The organism is Pseudomonas benzenivorans (assembly GCF_024397895.1).
Taxonomy (GTDB): Bacteria; Pseudomonadota; Gammaproteobacteria; order Pseudomonadales; family Pseudomonadaceae; genus Aquipseudomonas; species Aquipseudomonas benzenivorans_A.
Genome location: NZ_CP073346.1, coordinates 2,786,403 through 2,800,344, shown reverse-complemented (window position 1 = coordinate 2,800,344; position 13,942 = coordinate 2,786,403). Strand labels below are relative to the sequence as shown.

Here is a 13,942-nt window from a genome sequence, read left to right as displayed (position 1 = left end):
GTCCTGCCCCCCAGATGCCCCTGAGCCAAGCCGACCTCGACGCCATCCTCCTGACCCTGCAGCTGGCGTCGCTGACCACCGTGCTGTTGCTGCTGCTCGGCACGCCCATCGCCTGGTGGCTGGCGCGCACCGGCTCCTGGCTGAAGCGCCCGGTCGGCGCCATCGTCGCCCTGCCGCTGGTGCTGCCCCCCACGGTGATCGGCTTCTACCTGCTGGTGAGCATGGGCCCCCACGGGTTCATCGGCCAGCTGACCCAGAGCCTGGGCCTCGGCACCCTGACCTTCAGCTTCAGCGGGTTGCTGATCGGCTCGGTGATCTACTCGCTGCCCTTCGTCGTGCAGCCGCTGCAGAACGCCTTCGAGGCCATCGGCCGGGCGCCGCTGGAGGCGGCCGCGACGCTGCGCGCCGGGCCCTGGGACAGCTTCTTCAGCGTGGCCCTGCCGCTGGCCAGGCCCGGCTTCGTCACGGCCGCCATCCTCGGCTTCGCCCACACGGTCGGCGAGTTCGGCGTGGTGCTGATGATCGGCGGCAATATCCCCGGCAAGACCCAGGTGGCCTCGGTGCAGATCTACAACCATGTCGAGGCCCTGGAGTACGCCCAGGCCCACTGGCTGGCCGGCGGCATGCTGGCCTTCTCCTTCATCGTGCTGCTGGCGCTCTACTCCAGCGGCCATGCCCGGCAGGCCTGGCGATGAGCGGACGCCACGACGCCGCCAGCGCAGACGCCGAGCGGCTGATCGAGGCGCGCTTTCGCATCGAACACCCCGACTTCGCCCTGGACCTCGACCTGCGTCTGCCGGGACGCGGCATCACCGCCCTGTTCGGCCCCTCCGGCTCGGGCAAGACCAGCTGCCTGCGTTGCTTCGCCGGCCTGGAGCAGCCGCGCGAAGGCTACCTGCGGGTCAATGGCGAGCTGTGGCAGGACAGCGCCCGCGGGCACTTCCTCGCCCCGCATCGGCGGGCCCTGGGCTACGTGTTCCAGGACGCCAACCTGTTTCCCCACCTGTCGGTGCGCGGCAACCTGGAGTTCGGCCTCAAGCGCATTCCCGCCGCGCAGCGCCGGGTGCAACTGGAGCAGGCCGCCGAGCTGCTCGGCATCGCCGCGCTGCTGCAGCGCATGCCCGAGCGGCTGTCCGGCGGTGAACGCCAGCGCGTCGGCATCGCCCGCGCCCTGCTGACCAGCCCGCGCCTGCTGCTGATGGACGAGCCGCTTGCCTCCCTGGACCACAAGCGCAAGCAGGAGGTGCTGCCCTACCTGGAGCGCCTGCACCAGGAACTGGAGATCCCGATCCTCTACGTCAGCCACGCCCCGGACGAAGTCGCGCGCCTGGCCGATCACCTGGTGGTGCTGGAGCAGGGTCGGGTGCTGGCCAGCGGGCCGCTGAAGGAGACCCTGCTGCGCCACGACCTGCCGTTCATCCTGGAAGACGATGCCGAGGCGGTGGTCGAGGGGCGGGTCAGCGACTATGACCCGGCCTACCAGCTGCTGAGCATCCGCCTCGGTGGCGGCGACGCCCGCCTGCAGCTGACCCACGGCCCGCTGCCGACCGGCAAGGCGGTGCGCATCAAGGTCAAGGCGCGGGATGTCAGCCTGAGCCTGCACCGGGCCGAGGGCACCAGCCTGCTCAACCTGCTGCCGGCGCGGGTCGAACACTGGCTGGCGCTGGAGGATCAGGGGCAGATGCTGGTCAACCTGCGGGTCGGCGACGAGCGGCTGATCGCCCGCATCACCCGCTTCTCCTTCGACAAGCTGGGCATCCACCCGCAGCAGGCCCTCTGGCTGCAGATCAAGTCGGTGTCGCTGCTGGCCTCCGACTAGGCGCGCAGACGGTCCCGCGCGGCCACCATTCCCTGCAGCCGATAGAGGTACTCGAAGCCCTGCTCCCAGCGCCGGTGCCCGGAGGCCACGTTGATGTGCCCGACACCGGCCAGCACGTGGGCCTCGCTGCCCCAGTGAGCCGCCATCTCCAGGGCCCGCGCGGCACTGGCGGCGGCGTCGCTGTCCGAGCCGACCAGCAGGCTGGCGAACGGCAGGGGCCGACGCGGAATGGCCGCGAAGTTGCGCAGGGCCGCCGGGCAGTTGTCCCGTTCGACGTCCGCCGGCGCCACCAGCAGCGCACCCCTCACCCGCTGCAGCAGCGCGGCCGGCGCCTGCGCCGCCCAGTGCGCCACGGTGATGCAGCCCAGGCTGTGGGCGATCAGCAGGGTCGGCCGCGGATCGGCGGCGATGCAGCGCTGCAACTCGGCGACCCAATCCTCGCGACGCGGCGCCAGCCAGTCGGCCTGCTCCACCCGGGCGCTGCCCGCCAGGCTGCGCTGCCAGTGGCTCTGCCAGTGCCCGGCGGGCGAACCCTGCCAGCCCGGTACTATCAGGTAGCGGATGTGTTCATTGCTCATGCAGAAGGCCTCCGGCGGCGTGCTCCGGCGGCGAGTGTAGGCAGCAGCGCCCATAGATAAAAAAGAATAAAAACTTCTTTGCTTATTCACTTGTGCGAAAAAACCGACCAGCCCTGTGCTCCCCGGCGACGTCCGAGTGCTCGAGGGCAGGCCGACTGTTTCCGACGAAATCACTCTTTTGGGGCATGCCTCGGGCCGGCACTCGCAGTACTCTTCCGTGCGGCGCCCCGCTGCGCCACTCTTGTTCCGCACTGCTCACAAAAACAACAAGGAGCACCCCGGATGCGCATTCAGTCGTTGTTTCGACCGTTACTCCTCTGGACGCTTGGCGTCCTCGCCAGCCTCCCGCCACTGGTCTTTGCCGAGTTCACCAGCCCCCAGGTGCAGGTGCAGATGCACGCCAGCCGCGCCACCAGCAGCCTGCTGCTGGTGCGCGGCGAAGGTTTCCAGAAGGCCCACCTGCAGCGCCTGGAAAGCGATATCCAGACCCTCGCCGCCGCGGTGCAGAGCCTGCCGCAGTCCAGCGATACGCTGAGCGCCAGCCACCTGGAGCTGGTCACCCAGCTGCGCCGCGGGGTGTCCTTCGGCCCCGGCGAAGACAACCTGCCCTGGGGCTACCCCAAGGAGCTGAGCAAGGCCCTGCGGGACTTCCTGCATGCCGCCCGGCAATTGCCCGCCAGCGGCGCCAGCGAGCTGTCCGCGAAGATCGAGTACCTCGCCGTGCAGTACCTCAGCCGCGCCTACATGGGCAGCTTCGAGATCGCCCGCGAACAGCCCGACACCTACCTGGGCCAGGACGAGCGCCTGCTGATGCCGGCCATCGACCAGGAACTGGCGGCGCAGGGCGGCAAGGCCGACAAGCTCAAGGTGCGCTGGGAATACCTGAAGGCCGCCCTGAGCGACATGAACAGCCAGAGCAATACCCTGGAAAGCATCTCCGGCCGGCCCTTCGCCCCCATCACCGTGGATCGCCACAGCCGCGCCCTGACCCAGCAGTGGATGGCCCTCAACCCCTGAGTCGGCTCGGCGGCGCCGGGTCAGGCACCGCGGATGCGGGTCGGCCCGGCCCGCTCGACCACCGCCCGCTCCACCTCGCGGCGCAGGCCGAGCAGGAAGGCGGCCTCGGCGGCGACGAACAGCGGGCCGATCAGCAGCCCCATGATGTCGTCGACGAAGGCCGGCTTGCGCCCCTCGTAATGGTGGCCGACGAACTGGATGGCCCAGCCGATGACGAACAGCGCCAGCCCGCTGCCCAGCCACAGGCCGGTGCTCCGAACCGCCAGCGCCGCACCGAGCCACAGGCACAGCCCCAGCAGCACCGCCATCAGCAGGCCGAAGCGCAGGTCCAGGCGCAGGTAGAACAGCCCCGCCGCCAGCACCGCCAGGGTTGCCGGCGACAGCCACAGGCCGGCCAGCTCCAGGCCCGGGCGCGACAGCAACACGGCCACGGAGAGGACGATCATCGGGATGCCGATGAAGTGGCTGGCGATGTTGCGCCGGTCGCGGTGGTAGGCGGCGTATTGCGCCAGGTGCTCGACTAGGCCTTTCATTCGGGTGATCCTCGGGCTGGACAGTCCGGCCCATCTTGCGCCCGGCGCGCCGCGCCACTCTGTCAGCCAGCCGACAAACCCCGGAGACGCCCGATGAACGATGCCCAGCGCGCGCGCCTGCTCGAAGGCCACTGGTTCGCCGCCTTGCCGGCCGCCCTGCAGGACAGCCTGCTGGCGCTGGCCCGGGTGCAGCGGCTGGAGCCCGGCCAGCGCCTGTTCCGCCGCGGCGACGCGCCCAGCGGACTGTATGCGGTCCTCGAGGGCGCCGTGCGCATCGGCGCGGTCAACCGCGCCGGCAAGGAGGCCTTGCTGAGCCTGGTCGAGGCGCCGGCCTGGTTCGGCGAAATCGCCCTGTTCGACGGCCAGCCACGCACCCACGACGCCGTCGCCGAGGGCGCCAGCACCCTGCTGCTGGTGCCCCAGGCCGAGCTGCTGGCGCTGCTGCGGGACGAACCCCGGCACTGGCGCGACTTCGCCCTGCTGATGAGCCAGAAGCTGCGCCTGACCTTCACCGCCCTGGAGGAGATGAGCCTGCTGCCGGCGGCGCCGCGCCTGGCCCGGCGCCTGCTGCTGATCGCCGAGAACTACGGCGAGGGCGAACCGCGCCGGGTGCTGCACCTGGCCCAGGAGCAACTGGCGCTGATGCTGGCCCTGTCCCGCCAGACCACCAACCAGATCCTCAAGGAGCTGGAGACCCGGGGCATCGTGCGCCTGAGCTACGGCGAGATCGAGCTGCTCGACCTGCCGCGCCTGCGCCAGGCGGCTCAGTAGCGGCCAGCCTGGCGGCCGACAGCGGCATGAGGGTGTATCCTCCCCCGGTGCGCCGCCCACCTGCCAGCCGGAGCCCGATGTGCCGATGACCCAGCAGCAGCCCGCCACCGATGCCCTGCCAGCCGTCCTCGCCGGCCCCCTGCTGCGGCGCCTGCAGCCGGACCGTCTGGTGCTCTGGCTGGTCGGCTCGCGGGCGCTGTCGCTGACCCTGCGCCTCGACAGCGAGCCGACTGGCCCGCGCGACTACCCGCTGGACGAGGCGCACTGCCAGGTGCTGCAGGTGGGCGAACACGCCTTCATCCACCTGATCGACCTGCATCTGGATACGCCGCTGCCCAGCGACCTGCAGATCGACTACGACCTGCTGATCGCCGGCGACGACGGTCAGACCCAGGGTATCGCCGACTGGGCGCCGCACCTGCTGTACGACGGTGCCGAGCGGCCGAATTTCGTCCTGCGCGCGCGCCTCGAACAGCTGCTCCACGGCTCCTGCCGCAAGCCGCACCACCCCGCCGCCGACGGCCTGCTCTGCGCCGACCGCCTGCTGGGCGAAGCCCATGGGCCTCAAGAGCGCCCGGCGCTGCTGCTGATGAGTGGCGACCAGGTGTACGCCGACGACGTCGCCGGGCCCATGCTGCGGGCGATCCACCAGCTGATCGAGCGCCTCGGCCTGTTCGGCGAACGCCTCGAGGGCGCCCTGGTCGAGGACAGCGACGCCCTCTATGCCCACGAGGTCGGCTACTACCAGCGCGCCGACCTGCTGCCGGCGCTGGACGACGACAACGACAGCCTGCGCGAGCGCTTCTTCGGCGGGGTGAAGAAACCGATCTTCACCACAAGCAGCGCCGACAACCACCTGGTCACCCTGGCCGAGATGCTGGCCATGTACCTGCTGGTGTGGTCACCGACGCCCTGGACCCTGCTCGGTACCCGGCGCCCGCCCCTGAATACCGAACGGGCCGAGCGCTACGAGCGCGAACGCCAGCACATCGACGACTTCCGCGACGGTCTCGACCGGGTCGCCCGCGCCCTGGCCCACCTGCCGAGCCTGATGATCTTCGACGACCACGACGTCACCGACGACTGGAACCTGTCGGCGCAGTGGGAGGAAACGGCCTACGGTCACCCCTTCTCCAAGCGCATCATCGGCAATGCGCTGATCGCCTACCTGCTGTGCCAGGGCTGGGGCAACGACCCGGAGGTGTTCGGCGAGGCCGTGGAGCAGCTGCAGGCCATGAACGCCGGGCGCGACGGGCGCAACCACCTGGACAGCGGCGCCCAGGACGCCCTGATCGATCGGCTGCTGCACTTCCACCACTGGCACTACGTGCTGCCGACCGAGCCGGCGCTGCTGGTGCTCGACACCCGCACCCGGCGCTGGCGCAGCGAGCGCAATCCGCAGCGGCCGTCCGGCCTGCTCGACTGGGAAGGCCTGTGCGAGCTGCAGCAGGCGCTGCTCGACCACCGGGCGGCGATCGTCGTCTCGCCGGCGCCGATCTTCGGGGTCAAGCTGATCGAGGCGGTGCAGCGGCTGTTCACCTGGATCGGCCACCCGCTGATGGTCGATGCGGAAAACTGGATGGCCCATCGCGGCGCCGCCCAGGTGATTCTCAACATCTTCCGCCACTCGCGCACCCCGGGCTGCTACGTGGTGCTGTCCGGCGACGTGCACTACTCCTTCGTCTACCAGGTGCTGATCCGCCATCGCAAGAGCGCCCCGCATATCTGGCAGATCACCAGCAGCGGCCTGAAGAACGAGTTCCCGAGGCGCCTGCTCGACTGGTTCGACCGCCTCAACCGCTGGCTCTACTCGCCGCGCTCGCCGCTCAACTGGCTGACCAAGCGCCGACGCCTGCAGGTGGTGCCGCGCATCCCCAGCCGCAGCCAGGCCGGCGAACGGTTGTGGAACGGCGCCGGTCTCGGCCAGGTGTTCTTCGACGAGCAGGGCCAACCGCGCGAGATCCTCCAGCACAACGCCGACGGCTCGGCCGCCGTCAGCTTCGTCGAAGACCGCGAGGCCGCCCAGCGCGCGGCGCAGCAGGCACCGGCCGGCCGCGCCCTGGCGGCCGGCGACAAGTCCGCGCGCTAGCCCACCTATTTACAGGTGCGAAGTGGCACGCCTCTTGAGGGGCATGGAATTTAGCGCGCCCAAGAAGTGCAAGGCAGAGATCGACCCGAAGCGGCCTGTGGCAACCGGCAGAAACCGGCCAGAAGCTGCCTGTCAGGTTCGGCAGCCGCAGCCAGAACTGGTAAGTCAAAAACATCGGACTATTGAAGACTATCCTTTAGCTCAATCGGTAGCTGAAATTCCTGCCTGTGCTCGACCCACTCAGAGTAGGGAACTGTCCGATCAGGTGATTTGATTGTCCTGATCAGAGGCTTGATCTGCTGGCTTTCGAGGTCGACAACCTTCTGCTTTACCTTCGCAACATCGGCAATTTCTTCAGGCGTAAGCTCTACATCCCAATGAGTCGGCGGGTTTGGCGTATTGGCGAAGCCAAAGCGCTGGCGATATCGCTCAACTGCTAGGGCTTCGTCGTTCGACAGTTTTAGGCTTGTCGTAAGCGCGCCAATGTCGGCTTTCTCTATCAAAAGAGCCCTGCATACCTTTGGACAAGGAGGCGAAGGCAAAAATGGGAAGGACTCGCACTTGCATGTGACGTCCGCCGAAACGTTCGTCGCAACCATCCAGATCAGCATTCCGACACCGAAGTTCGGCTTCATGCGTCGCCCTCCCCACAGTCAACGTCGCGCAATAGCACCCACCAAAGAAGATAGGCTGTGAGCCAAACTGCAAACGCGATGACTCCGTAGAATAGGTAATCCAGTTGGGCCTGGAAGTCGGCGTTGATCTGATTGAACGCCTCATCCTGGGCGGCACCCTTGGTAAACAACGCAGCTAGGTAGCTACGCGAGAGCTCATTGCCCGCCCGAACGGATACCAGCAGAAAGATCCAGACTGGAGCTAGGAGAAAATAGAAGCTACGCCATCTCCGGCCAGCAGGACTGTAATGCGAAGATCCAATAACGACGGCTACCGAGCCGCCGAGCATGGCCAGCGCCCATGTAGTGAGCTGCGACGAAGCGCCGGCGATCTCCTTCAGCCCTGCAAGGAATAGGTCCATTTCAATCCCCATGTTCAGCTACCAAGCATCTAGCTTAGGTTAGCCCTCCCATTCCAATGCGCAATGGCGACGGCGACCCACTCAACGTGCCTGTATGAGCGCCGACTCCTGTGCCAGATGTTGCAGCCATAGCCCCCGGCTTTCGTCCGGTGGTGGATGCTCAGGCTCAGGCAGTTAGCGGTCCACAAAAAATATACTGGAGTGATTAATCTCTGATTTACTCATGGCGCAACGCCGTTACTAGGAGAGTCGCAATGGATGCTGAGAGCATTTACGATGAGCTTGTGAAGTTAATTGTCACGGTAGATGATTTGGGGTCGGTAAACGTAAAAGCCGCACAGCAGTTAAAGCAAAGGGTCATGCCTAAATCAATCTATAAATATCGGCTCGGTAGGTATAACGAGTTCGGGTCATGCTGGGATATTGAGAATCTAAAAAACAACCAAATTCGAATGACATGATAAAGGGGCCGGAGTGAATAAGAATAAATCACCCCGACCCCTTTGTTATTGTTTGACTCCACCATGTGCCAGTTGAAGAAATAAAAAACCCGCAGATTTCCCGACGGGTTCTTCGTGGCGGTTCAGAGTTTCAGAAACCAACAGTATAAGTGACCATTCCGGTTGTCGTTGCCGTCGAGCCGTAAGCCTCTTCGCGGTACCAGGTCTGGGCACTAATTTGCTGGGCGCGGTCGATCTTGTAAGTCACACCTGCCGAGCCAACCATGCGAGTTTTGCGGGTATCACCGTTGAATTCAATCGCGGCAAGATCGGCCACGCCAGTCGCAGAGTATTCGCCAACCCTACGCTGCGTATCAGTTTCAACGCCGACAGAACCATTGATCGTCACGGAAGGGGCAACCAATGCCGACAGATCCACACCAGCCAGCAACGACGTCGATTCTTGACGCAAGGTATCGAAGTGCAGCGGTGCAGACACGGTGTCGGAAGCGGATTCCGTGTAGCCGTTACGGGCAATGTTCGTGTAACGAACACCTAGGTACGGGCTGGCCAGCACGGTGCTGCTGAGGGTGTACCCATAACTGGTAGTGAGTTGCGTACCTTCAGTAACAAGTTTGGAGCTCCCGCTACCGGCCTCGGCGGTATCTATCGCATCGCGCGTGATGCTAAGGTCTCGCTTGCCATATCGATACGCGGCACGAACCTTGATCCCTTCGTCAGTACCCGTTTGAGACCAGACCCCAAAGATACCGAAGTCGGGGTTGTTGTTTTTAACGTTGACTCCACCGCTTGAATAGTCGGAAACATATTGCTCAAGGAAGCCACCAATCCTGATATTCGGATTGAGTTCATAGGCAACCGTCAGAACTCCCGAGGTAGCCTCGGGGCCATCGCCGCTGGTGTCAGTGTTCCGACCTGAGACGGCAACACAGATACCATTCTTATCAAAAATCGAGCAGTCGTAACTTAACCCAGGGTTTACGTAAGAGCTTTGTAACGAGAAAATATTACGTAAACCCGAAGCGTTTTGCTGCATTGAAGCTAGAGTACTGGCAGCATCTGGGCCCGAGAAATAGTAAAGCGTCCCGTTCCAAATTCTTGGAGAAAAGGTACTTCCGAGGAAATCAACAGAATACGCTTTCCCGTAGCCTTCATAGATGGTGAGCAGCTCATCGCTTGCTGCGACGCTCCCAACCCCTGACCCGTTCGTATACGCAACCGACGAGCCATCCGTATTTGTCAAGTAAAGACCGATTGTTTGCCCCGGGGTCAAGGCAATCGAAAGCGGAGTCGTAAAAGGCAATAAGGTGGGGGTCCCGAACGCGTTACTAACAAAACTTCCCGTGCTGGCGAGCAAAGTCCAAGCAGACGCATTTTGCGTATTACCTGTAACCCCTCCTGTAGCGACCCATATTTGGTACCCCGAAATCGGTTGTGCGCTATCAAAGTTTTGAGCAATGCCAGTAATAGTGAAACCGCTACTGCCAGTGGCCGAAATATCGAACATATTCCCATTTTGGCCGTTTCCACCAGCGAATGTGGTCGTTAATTCAGCCGCAAACACTGACGAGCTGAGTGCGACAAGCAAAGTGCCGACCATCACAGGAGCACGGCGGCAGTTTGGTTTCTTGCCTTTTGGCATAGTAATACCTCTAATTAAGATGCAGCGAATATGATAACAGGGGGCAGGCCACGTGATAACAAGGGACAGACCACGATTAATTTTAGTTTTGTTCGATTGGGTAGGCTGATATCTGTGGTCTCTCCTCTATTGCTCTGCAGACTGGGTGAAAGCTACTGCGCTCGGTTATACGTTAGAGGCGAACAAGACAGCTCTGGTTACACACTGAGCGATTGGCATTATCGTGTAAAAGGGTGTACTAAGTCCTGTGTAAATGGGGTTGCTGCTGGAGCTTTCTTGGCAGCTGCTCCTAGATCACGACAGCGGTACCTTCAATCTGGCCAGTATACGTAGGCTAACGATGACCGCTATTGGCCGATAGTCGCCATTCGCTTCCAAGCGACTACCGTCCTAGCCGGAGCAAACCATGATCAACTAAAGGGAGGGGCGGAGTGATCTACTTATGATCAGCTCAGAGACATCGAGCCGCTAGACAACTCACGCAACCCGTTTTATTTGCATGCCCTTATTAACTAACACGGCTTAAACCCATGAATCGCCGCAAGAAAATCAAACAGCTACTCGAGGCGCACGCCAAAAAGGCCAATGCCAAAAAGGCACCCAAGAAAAAATCCACGTACATAAGCAAAGCCGATCGGTTAAAACTGGCCGCTGAAGCCAGCCCGGATTCAAGCATCACTCCTGAGAGTTCGTAGGATGGGTTAAGCACAGCGATACCCATGCTGCCGCCGGCTCAGCACTTTGGTTTGTCTGGGTATCTGATGGGTAGCGTTTCACTCAACCCATCCTATTTATGTGCTGAAACCGGCCCAATCTAAACGACCCCTTCTCCGCGCCAGCACCATGTAGCGCGCTACCCGCACTCAGCGCAGCTTCTCCAGCAACTGGTAGTACCACATGCCGACCGCCAGCATCGGGTTGCCCAGCTGCTCGCCCAGGGGCACCTTGATGTGCTTGCAGGCGGCGAAGGTGTCGAAGCGCCCCAGGCTGCCGGTCAGCGCCTCGGCCATGATCTCGCCCATGATGTGGCTGGTGGCGATGCCGTGGCCGGAGTAGCCCTGGCAGTACCAGACGTGGTCCGACAGCTTGCCGAGCTGGGGAATGCGGTTCATCACGATGCCCATGGCGCAGCTCCACTGAAAATCGATGGCCACACCCTTGAGCTGGGGGAAGGTGCGCTCGATGGCCGGGCGCAGCTCGGCGGCGATGTCCCGCGAATCGCGCCCGGAGTAGTTGGCGCCGCCGCCGAACAGCAGGCGGCCGTCGGCGGTCAGGCGATGGTAGTCGAGGACGAAGCGGCAGTCGTAGACGGCCAGGTCCTGGGGGTTGATCTGCTGCGCCAGCTCGCCCAGCGGCGCGGTGGTGACGATGCCGCCCATGGCCGGGAAGATCATGCCCTTGAGCTGCTTGGGTTCCAGCTTGTGGTAGACGTCGCCGGCCAGCAGCACCTGGCGGGCGTCGATCCGCCCCTCGGCGGTGATCACCGCCGGCCTGGCGCCATGGACGATCTGCAGCACCTCGGAATGCTCGAAGATCAGCGCGCCGAGGCCCTCGGCCGCGCGGGCCTCGCCGAGGCACAGGTTGAGCGGGTGCAGGTGAAGGTTGCGGTTGTTCTTGATCGCCCCGCAGTACAGCTCGCTGCCCAGCTGCTCGCGCACCCCGGCGCCATCGAGCAGGCTGACGTCCGCGCCCATGCCGCGGCGCACGGCCTCTTCATAGGCGGCCTCGAGTTCGGCCATGTGGCTGGGCTTCATCGCCGCGTGCAGGTGGCCGTGCTTGAGGTCGCAGGCGATGCCGTACCTGGCCACCCGCTGCTCGATGATGTCGTGGCCACGCCAGCGCAGCTGCCAGATGAAGTCGTCCACCTCGCGGCCCAGGCGCTTGCCCATCTGTTTGCGCATGGCGGCGTCGCCCGACAGGCTGCCGGTGACCTGGCCACCGTTGCGCCCGGTGGCGCCCCAGCCGATCTTCTTCGCCTCGAACACGGCCACCTTGAGGCCGCGCTCGGCCAGCTCCACGGCGCTGGCCACGCCGGTGAAGCCACCACCGATGATCACCACGTCGACGCTGTGGTGGCCCTTCAGGGTCGGGTAGCGGGTTTCCTCATTGAGGGTGGCGCTGTAGTAGGACGGACAGCGCTCGGCGGCCGGAAGTGCGGCCTGGGTGACAGCATTCATGGAGTAATCCTCGTTAGCGTAGGGTGCGCCGTGCGCACCGCAGGTCTTAGGGCGCGCGGAGACGCCTGGCCCCTGCGCACACAGATATATCGGTGCGCACAGGCTGGGCGCCCCCGCGCACCCTACCCATAGATACCGGGCTCAGGCCTGGGTCAGGTACCAGCGCCAGTCCTGTTCGCCAACCTCGGCCATGAACTGGCGGTACTCGGCGCGCTTGACCGCCAGGTAGACCTTGAGGAAGTCCGCGCCCAGGGCCTCGCGGGCCCAGGCGGAGCCTTGCAGGGCCTGGATCGAGGTCAGCCACTCGGTCGGCAGCAGCGTCTTGGCCTGGGCATAGCCATTGCCCTCGATGGGCGCGCCCGGGTCGAGGCGCTCGCGAATGCCGCGGTGGATGGCGGCGAGGATGGCCGCCGCGGCCAGGTAGGGGTTGGCGTCGGCGCCACAGATGCGGTGCTCGATATGCCGGCTGACGGCCGGCCCTCCCGGCACGCGCAGGCTGACGGTGCGGTTGTCGACGCCCCAGGTCGGCGCCAGCGGCGCGTAGCTGTTGGCCTGGAAGCGCCGGTAGGAGTTGGCGTTGGGGCAGAACAGCAGCAGGGAATCGAGCAGGCTGGCGAGCATGCCGCCCAGGGCCTGCTTGAGCAGGCTGCCGGCCGGCCCGTCGAGGTCATTCGGCTCACCGGCCAGCAGGTTGCGTCCGGCCGCGTCGGCCAGGCTGACATGCATGTGCATGCCGGTGCCGGCCAGGTGGTCGAAGGGCTTGGCCATGAAGCAGGCCTGCATCCCATGGCTGTTGGCCACGCCCTTGACCAGGCGCTTGTAGCGCACGGCCTGGTCCATGGCCGCCAGCGCGTCGCCGTGCTCCAGGGTGATTTCCACCTGGCCCGGGGCGTACTCGGAAATCGCCGTGCGGGCCGGGATGCCCTGGGCCTTGCAGGCGGCGTAGAGGTCCTTGAGGAAGGGTTCGAGCTGCTCCAGCTCGCGCAGGCCGTAGACCTGGGTGCTGCGCGGGCGGCCGCCGTCGGCATCCCGCGCCGGCTGTGGCCGGCCCTCGCCATCGCGGCGCTGGTCGAGCAGGTAGAACTCCAGCTCGCAGGCCATCACCGGGTGAAAGCCCTCGGCCTTGAGGCCCTCGATCATCCGCACCAGCACATGCCGGGGGTCGGCGACGGTGGCCGGCAGGCCCTGCTGCGGGTGCATGCTGACCTGCAGCGCGGCGGTGGGGATGCGCCGCCAAGGCAGGCGCACCAGGCTGCCGGGCAGCGGGTAGGCGCGGCAGTCGATGTCGCCGACCTCCCAGACCAGCCCGGTGTCCTCCACATCGTCGCCATTGATGCTCAGGCCGAGGATGGTGCTGGGCAGCGGCCGGCCGCTCTGGTACACGGCGAGCAGCTCGTCGCGGTGCAACAGCTTGCCGCGCGGCACGCCGTTGGCGTCGAGGATGAACAGTTCGAACAGTTCGATATCGGGGTTGTGCGCCAGGAAATCCTGGGCGTCCTGCACGGATGCGAATGACATGGGGCTCTCGTTAGCGCCGACTCGGCGCACTGTGCCGGCGAAGCTGCGGCGCGGACGCGGCAGCAGGCGGCACGACACTGATGGAAAGGGTCGCAAGGGGTTGCGACTGGTCTATTCAGATATAGCCGAGAGGTGCATCCGGTGGGCGCGCGTGGCGGCAATGCCACAGCGCCCAGAAGGCGAGGATTTCAGGCAGGCGGGAGTTGCTGCCGTCTACCCCGAGCACGCCGCCTACCCGCTGGCGCGGGCAATGGGCGGACGGGGCGGAGCGACGGGCTGGCGAAGACATGACCAAAGGCTC

General features: G+C 64.9%; 14 protein-coding genes. 7 read left to right on the top strand and 7 right to left on the bottom strand.

What is annotated here, in order from left to right; genetic code table 11:
- The first annotated feature begins 14 nt into the window (after positions 1 to 14).
- Both modB and modC read left to right on the top strand, forming a co-directional pair.
- The gene (modB, locus tag KDW96_RS13080; protein WP_255836688.1) at positions 15 to 695 is read left to right on the top strand and encodes a molybdate ABC transporter permease subunit; all 681 of its coding nucleotides are present in this window, start codon (positions 15 to 17) and stop codon (positions 693 to 695) included.
- Positions 692 to 1,819, top strand: a complete 1,128-nt coding sequence (gene modC, locus KDW96_RS13075) for a molybdenum ABC transporter ATP-binding protein (protein ID WP_255836687.1) — start codon at positions 692 to 694, stop codon at positions 1,817 to 1,819. Before modB ends, modC begins: the two co-directional genes overlap by 4 nt.
- Here modC and KDW96_RS13070 read toward each other — a convergent pair.
- A complete protein-coding gene (locus tag KDW96_RS13070; RefSeq protein WP_255836686.1) occupies positions 1,816 to 2,397 on the bottom strand; it encodes an alpha/beta hydrolase in 582 nt (193 codons plus the stop codon). The genes modC and KDW96_RS13070 overlap by 4 nt on opposite strands.
- 282 nt (positions 2,398 to 2,679) lie before the next feature.
- Between KDW96_RS13070 and KDW96_RS13065 the strand changes: the two genes are divergently transcribed.
- Positions 2,680 to 3,414 carry a hypothetical protein gene (locus tag KDW96_RS13065; RefSeq protein ID WP_255836685.1) on the top strand — a complete coding sequence of 245 codons (735 nt, stop codon included), beginning with the start codon at positions 2,680 to 2,682 and terminating at the stop codon, positions 3,412 to 3,414.
- A 20-nt stretch (positions 3,415 to 3,434) separates the two neighbouring features.
- On the opposite strand, the gene KDW96_RS13060 is transcribed toward KDW96_RS13065, so the two are convergent.
- Positions 3,435 to 3,947 carry an Mpo1 family 2-hydroxy fatty acid dioxygenase gene (locus KDW96_RS13060; RefSeq protein ID WP_255836684.1) on the bottom strand — a complete coding sequence of 171 codons (513 nt, stop codon included), beginning with the start codon at positions 3,945 to 3,947 and terminating at the stop codon, positions 3,435 to 3,437.
- 93 nt (positions 3,948 to 4,040) lie between these two features.
- Here KDW96_RS13060 and KDW96_RS13055 point away from each other — a divergent pair, with 93 nt between their 5' ends.
- A complete protein-coding gene (locus KDW96_RS13055) occupies positions 4,041 to 4,718 on the top strand; it encodes a Crp/Fnr family transcriptional regulator (RefSeq protein ID WP_255836683.1) in 678 nt (225 codons plus the stop codon).
- An 85-nt stretch (positions 4,719 to 4,803) separates the two neighbouring features.
- Positions 4,804 to 6,807 (top strand): metallophosphoesterase family protein, encoded by a 2,004-nt coding sequence (locus KDW96_RS13050; RefSeq protein ID WP_255840523.1) that lies wholly within the window; start codon positions 4,804 to 4,806, stop codon positions 6,805 to 6,807.
- Between the two features lie 179 nt (positions 6,808 to 6,986).
- Here the strand turns inward: KDW96_RS13050 and KDW96_RS13045 are convergent, their stop codons facing one another.
- Together KDW96_RS13045 and KDW96_RS13040 are read right to left on the bottom strand one after the other, a co-directional pair.
- Positions 6,987 to 7,442 (bottom strand): hypothetical protein, encoded by a 456-nt coding sequence (locus KDW96_RS13045; protein ID WP_255836682.1) that lies wholly within the window; start codon positions 7,440 to 7,442, stop codon positions 6,987 to 6,989.
- Complete coding sequence (locus tag KDW96_RS13040) at positions 7,439 to 7,855, bottom strand: hypothetical protein (RefSeq protein ID WP_255836681.1); 417 nt, start codon at positions 7,853 to 7,855, stop codon at positions 7,439 to 7,441. The genes KDW96_RS13045 and KDW96_RS13040 overlap by 4 nt, the downstream gene beginning before the upstream one ends.
- A 242-nt stretch (positions 7,856 to 8,097) precedes the next feature.
- Here KDW96_RS13040 and KDW96_RS13035 point away from each other — a divergent pair, with 242 nt between their 5' ends.
- On the top strand, positions 8,098 to 8,304 hold the full coding sequence (locus KDW96_RS13035) for a hypothetical protein (protein WP_255836680.1): 207 nt from the start codon (positions 8,098 to 8,100) through the stop codon (positions 8,302 to 8,304).
- 130 nt (positions 8,305 to 8,434) lie between these two features.
- Here KDW96_RS13035 and KDW96_RS13030 read toward each other — a convergent pair whose 3' ends face one another.
- Complete coding sequence (locus KDW96_RS13030; RefSeq protein ID WP_255836679.1) at positions 8,435 to 9,946, bottom strand: autotransporter outer membrane beta-barrel domain-containing protein; 1,512 nt, start codon at positions 9,944 to 9,946, stop codon at positions 8,435 to 8,437.
- A gap of 530 nt (positions 9,947 to 10,476) precedes the next feature.
- Between KDW96_RS13030 and KDW96_RS13025 the strand changes: the two genes are divergently transcribed.
- Positions 10,477 to 10,641 carry a DUF2986 domain-containing protein gene (locus KDW96_RS13025; protein WP_208707429.1) on the top strand — a complete coding sequence of 55 codons (165 nt, stop codon included), beginning with the start codon at positions 10,477 to 10,479 and terminating at the stop codon, positions 10,639 to 10,641.
- Positions 10,642 to 10,809: 168 nt separating this feature from the next.
- Here KDW96_RS13025 and KDW96_RS13020 read toward each other — a convergent pair whose 3' ends face one another.
- Together KDW96_RS13020 and KDW96_RS13015 are read right to left on the bottom strand one after the other, a co-directional pair.
- Positions 10,810 to 12,123 (bottom strand): NAD(P)/FAD-dependent oxidoreductase, encoded by a 1,314-nt coding sequence (locus KDW96_RS13020; RefSeq protein ID WP_255836678.1) that lies wholly within the window; start codon positions 12,121 to 12,123, stop codon positions 10,810 to 10,812.
- Positions 12,124 to 12,264: 141 nt separating this feature from the next.
- Positions 12,265 to 13,641, bottom strand: a complete 1,377-nt coding sequence (locus KDW96_RS13015; protein WP_255836677.1) for a glutamine synthetase family protein — start codon at positions 13,639 to 13,641, stop codon at positions 12,265 to 12,267.
- Between the last annotated feature and the right edge of the window lie 301 nt (positions 13,642 to 13,942).

What these genes read in the sequence shown, in the direction of transcription:
- KDW96_RS13035 (WP_255836680.1), top strand. Translation starts at nt 8,098, where the DNA reads ATGGATGCTGAGAGCATTTACGATGAGCTTGTGAAGTTAATTGTCACG.
- KDW96_RS13025 (WP_208707429.1), top strand. Translation starts at nt 10,477, where the DNA reads ATGAATCGCCGCAAGAAAATCAAACAGCTACTCGAGGCGCACGCCAAA.
- KDW96_RS13020 (WP_255836678.1), bottom strand. Translation starts at nt 12,123, where the DNA reads ATGAATGCTGTCACCCAGGCCGCACTTCCGGCCGCCGAGCGCTGTCCG.
- KDW96_RS13060 (WP_255836684.1), bottom strand. Translation starts at nt 3,947, where the DNA reads ATGAAAGGCCTAGTCGAGCACCTGGCGCAATACGCCGCCTACCACCGC.
- KDW96_RS13050 (WP_255840523.1), top strand. Translation starts at nt 4,804, where the DNA reads ATGACCCAGCAGCAGCCCGCCACCGATGCCCTGCCAGCCGTCCTCGCC.
- KDW96_RS13040 (WP_255836681.1), bottom strand. Translation starts at nt 7,855, where the DNA reads ATGGGGATTGAAATGGACCTATTCCTTGCAGGGCTGAAGGAGATCGCC.
- KDW96_RS13055 (WP_255836683.1), top strand. Translation starts at nt 4,041, where the DNA reads ATGAACGATGCCCAGCGCGCGCGCCTGCTCGAAGGCCACTGGTTCGCC.
- modC (WP_255836687.1), top strand. Translation starts at nt 692, where the DNA reads ATGAGCGGACGCCACGACGCCGCCAGCGCAGACGCCGAGCGGCTGATC.
- KDW96_RS13065 (WP_255836685.1), top strand. Translation starts at nt 2,680, where the DNA reads ATGCGCATTCAGTCGTTGTTTCGACCGTTACTCCTCTGGACGCTTGGC.
- KDW96_RS13030 (WP_255836679.1), bottom strand. Translation starts at nt 9,946, where the DNA reads ATGCCAAAAGGCAAGAAACCAAACTGCCGCCGTGCTCCTGTGATGGTC.
- KDW96_RS13045 (WP_255836682.1), bottom strand. Translation starts at nt 7,442, where the DNA reads ATGAAGCCGAACTTCGGTGTCGGAATGCTGATCTGGATGGTTGCGACG.
- KDW96_RS13070 (WP_255836686.1), bottom strand. Translation starts at nt 2,397, where the DNA reads ATGAGCAATGAACACATCCGCTACCTGATAGTACCGGGCTGGCAGGGT.
- KDW96_RS13015 (WP_255836677.1), bottom strand. Translation starts at nt 13,641, where the DNA reads ATGTCATTCGCATCCGTGCAGGACGCCCAGGATTTCCTGGCGCACAAC.
- modB (WP_255836688.1), top strand. Translation starts at nt 15, where the DNA reads ATGCCCCTGAGCCAAGCCGACCTCGACGCCATCCTCCTGACCCTGCAG.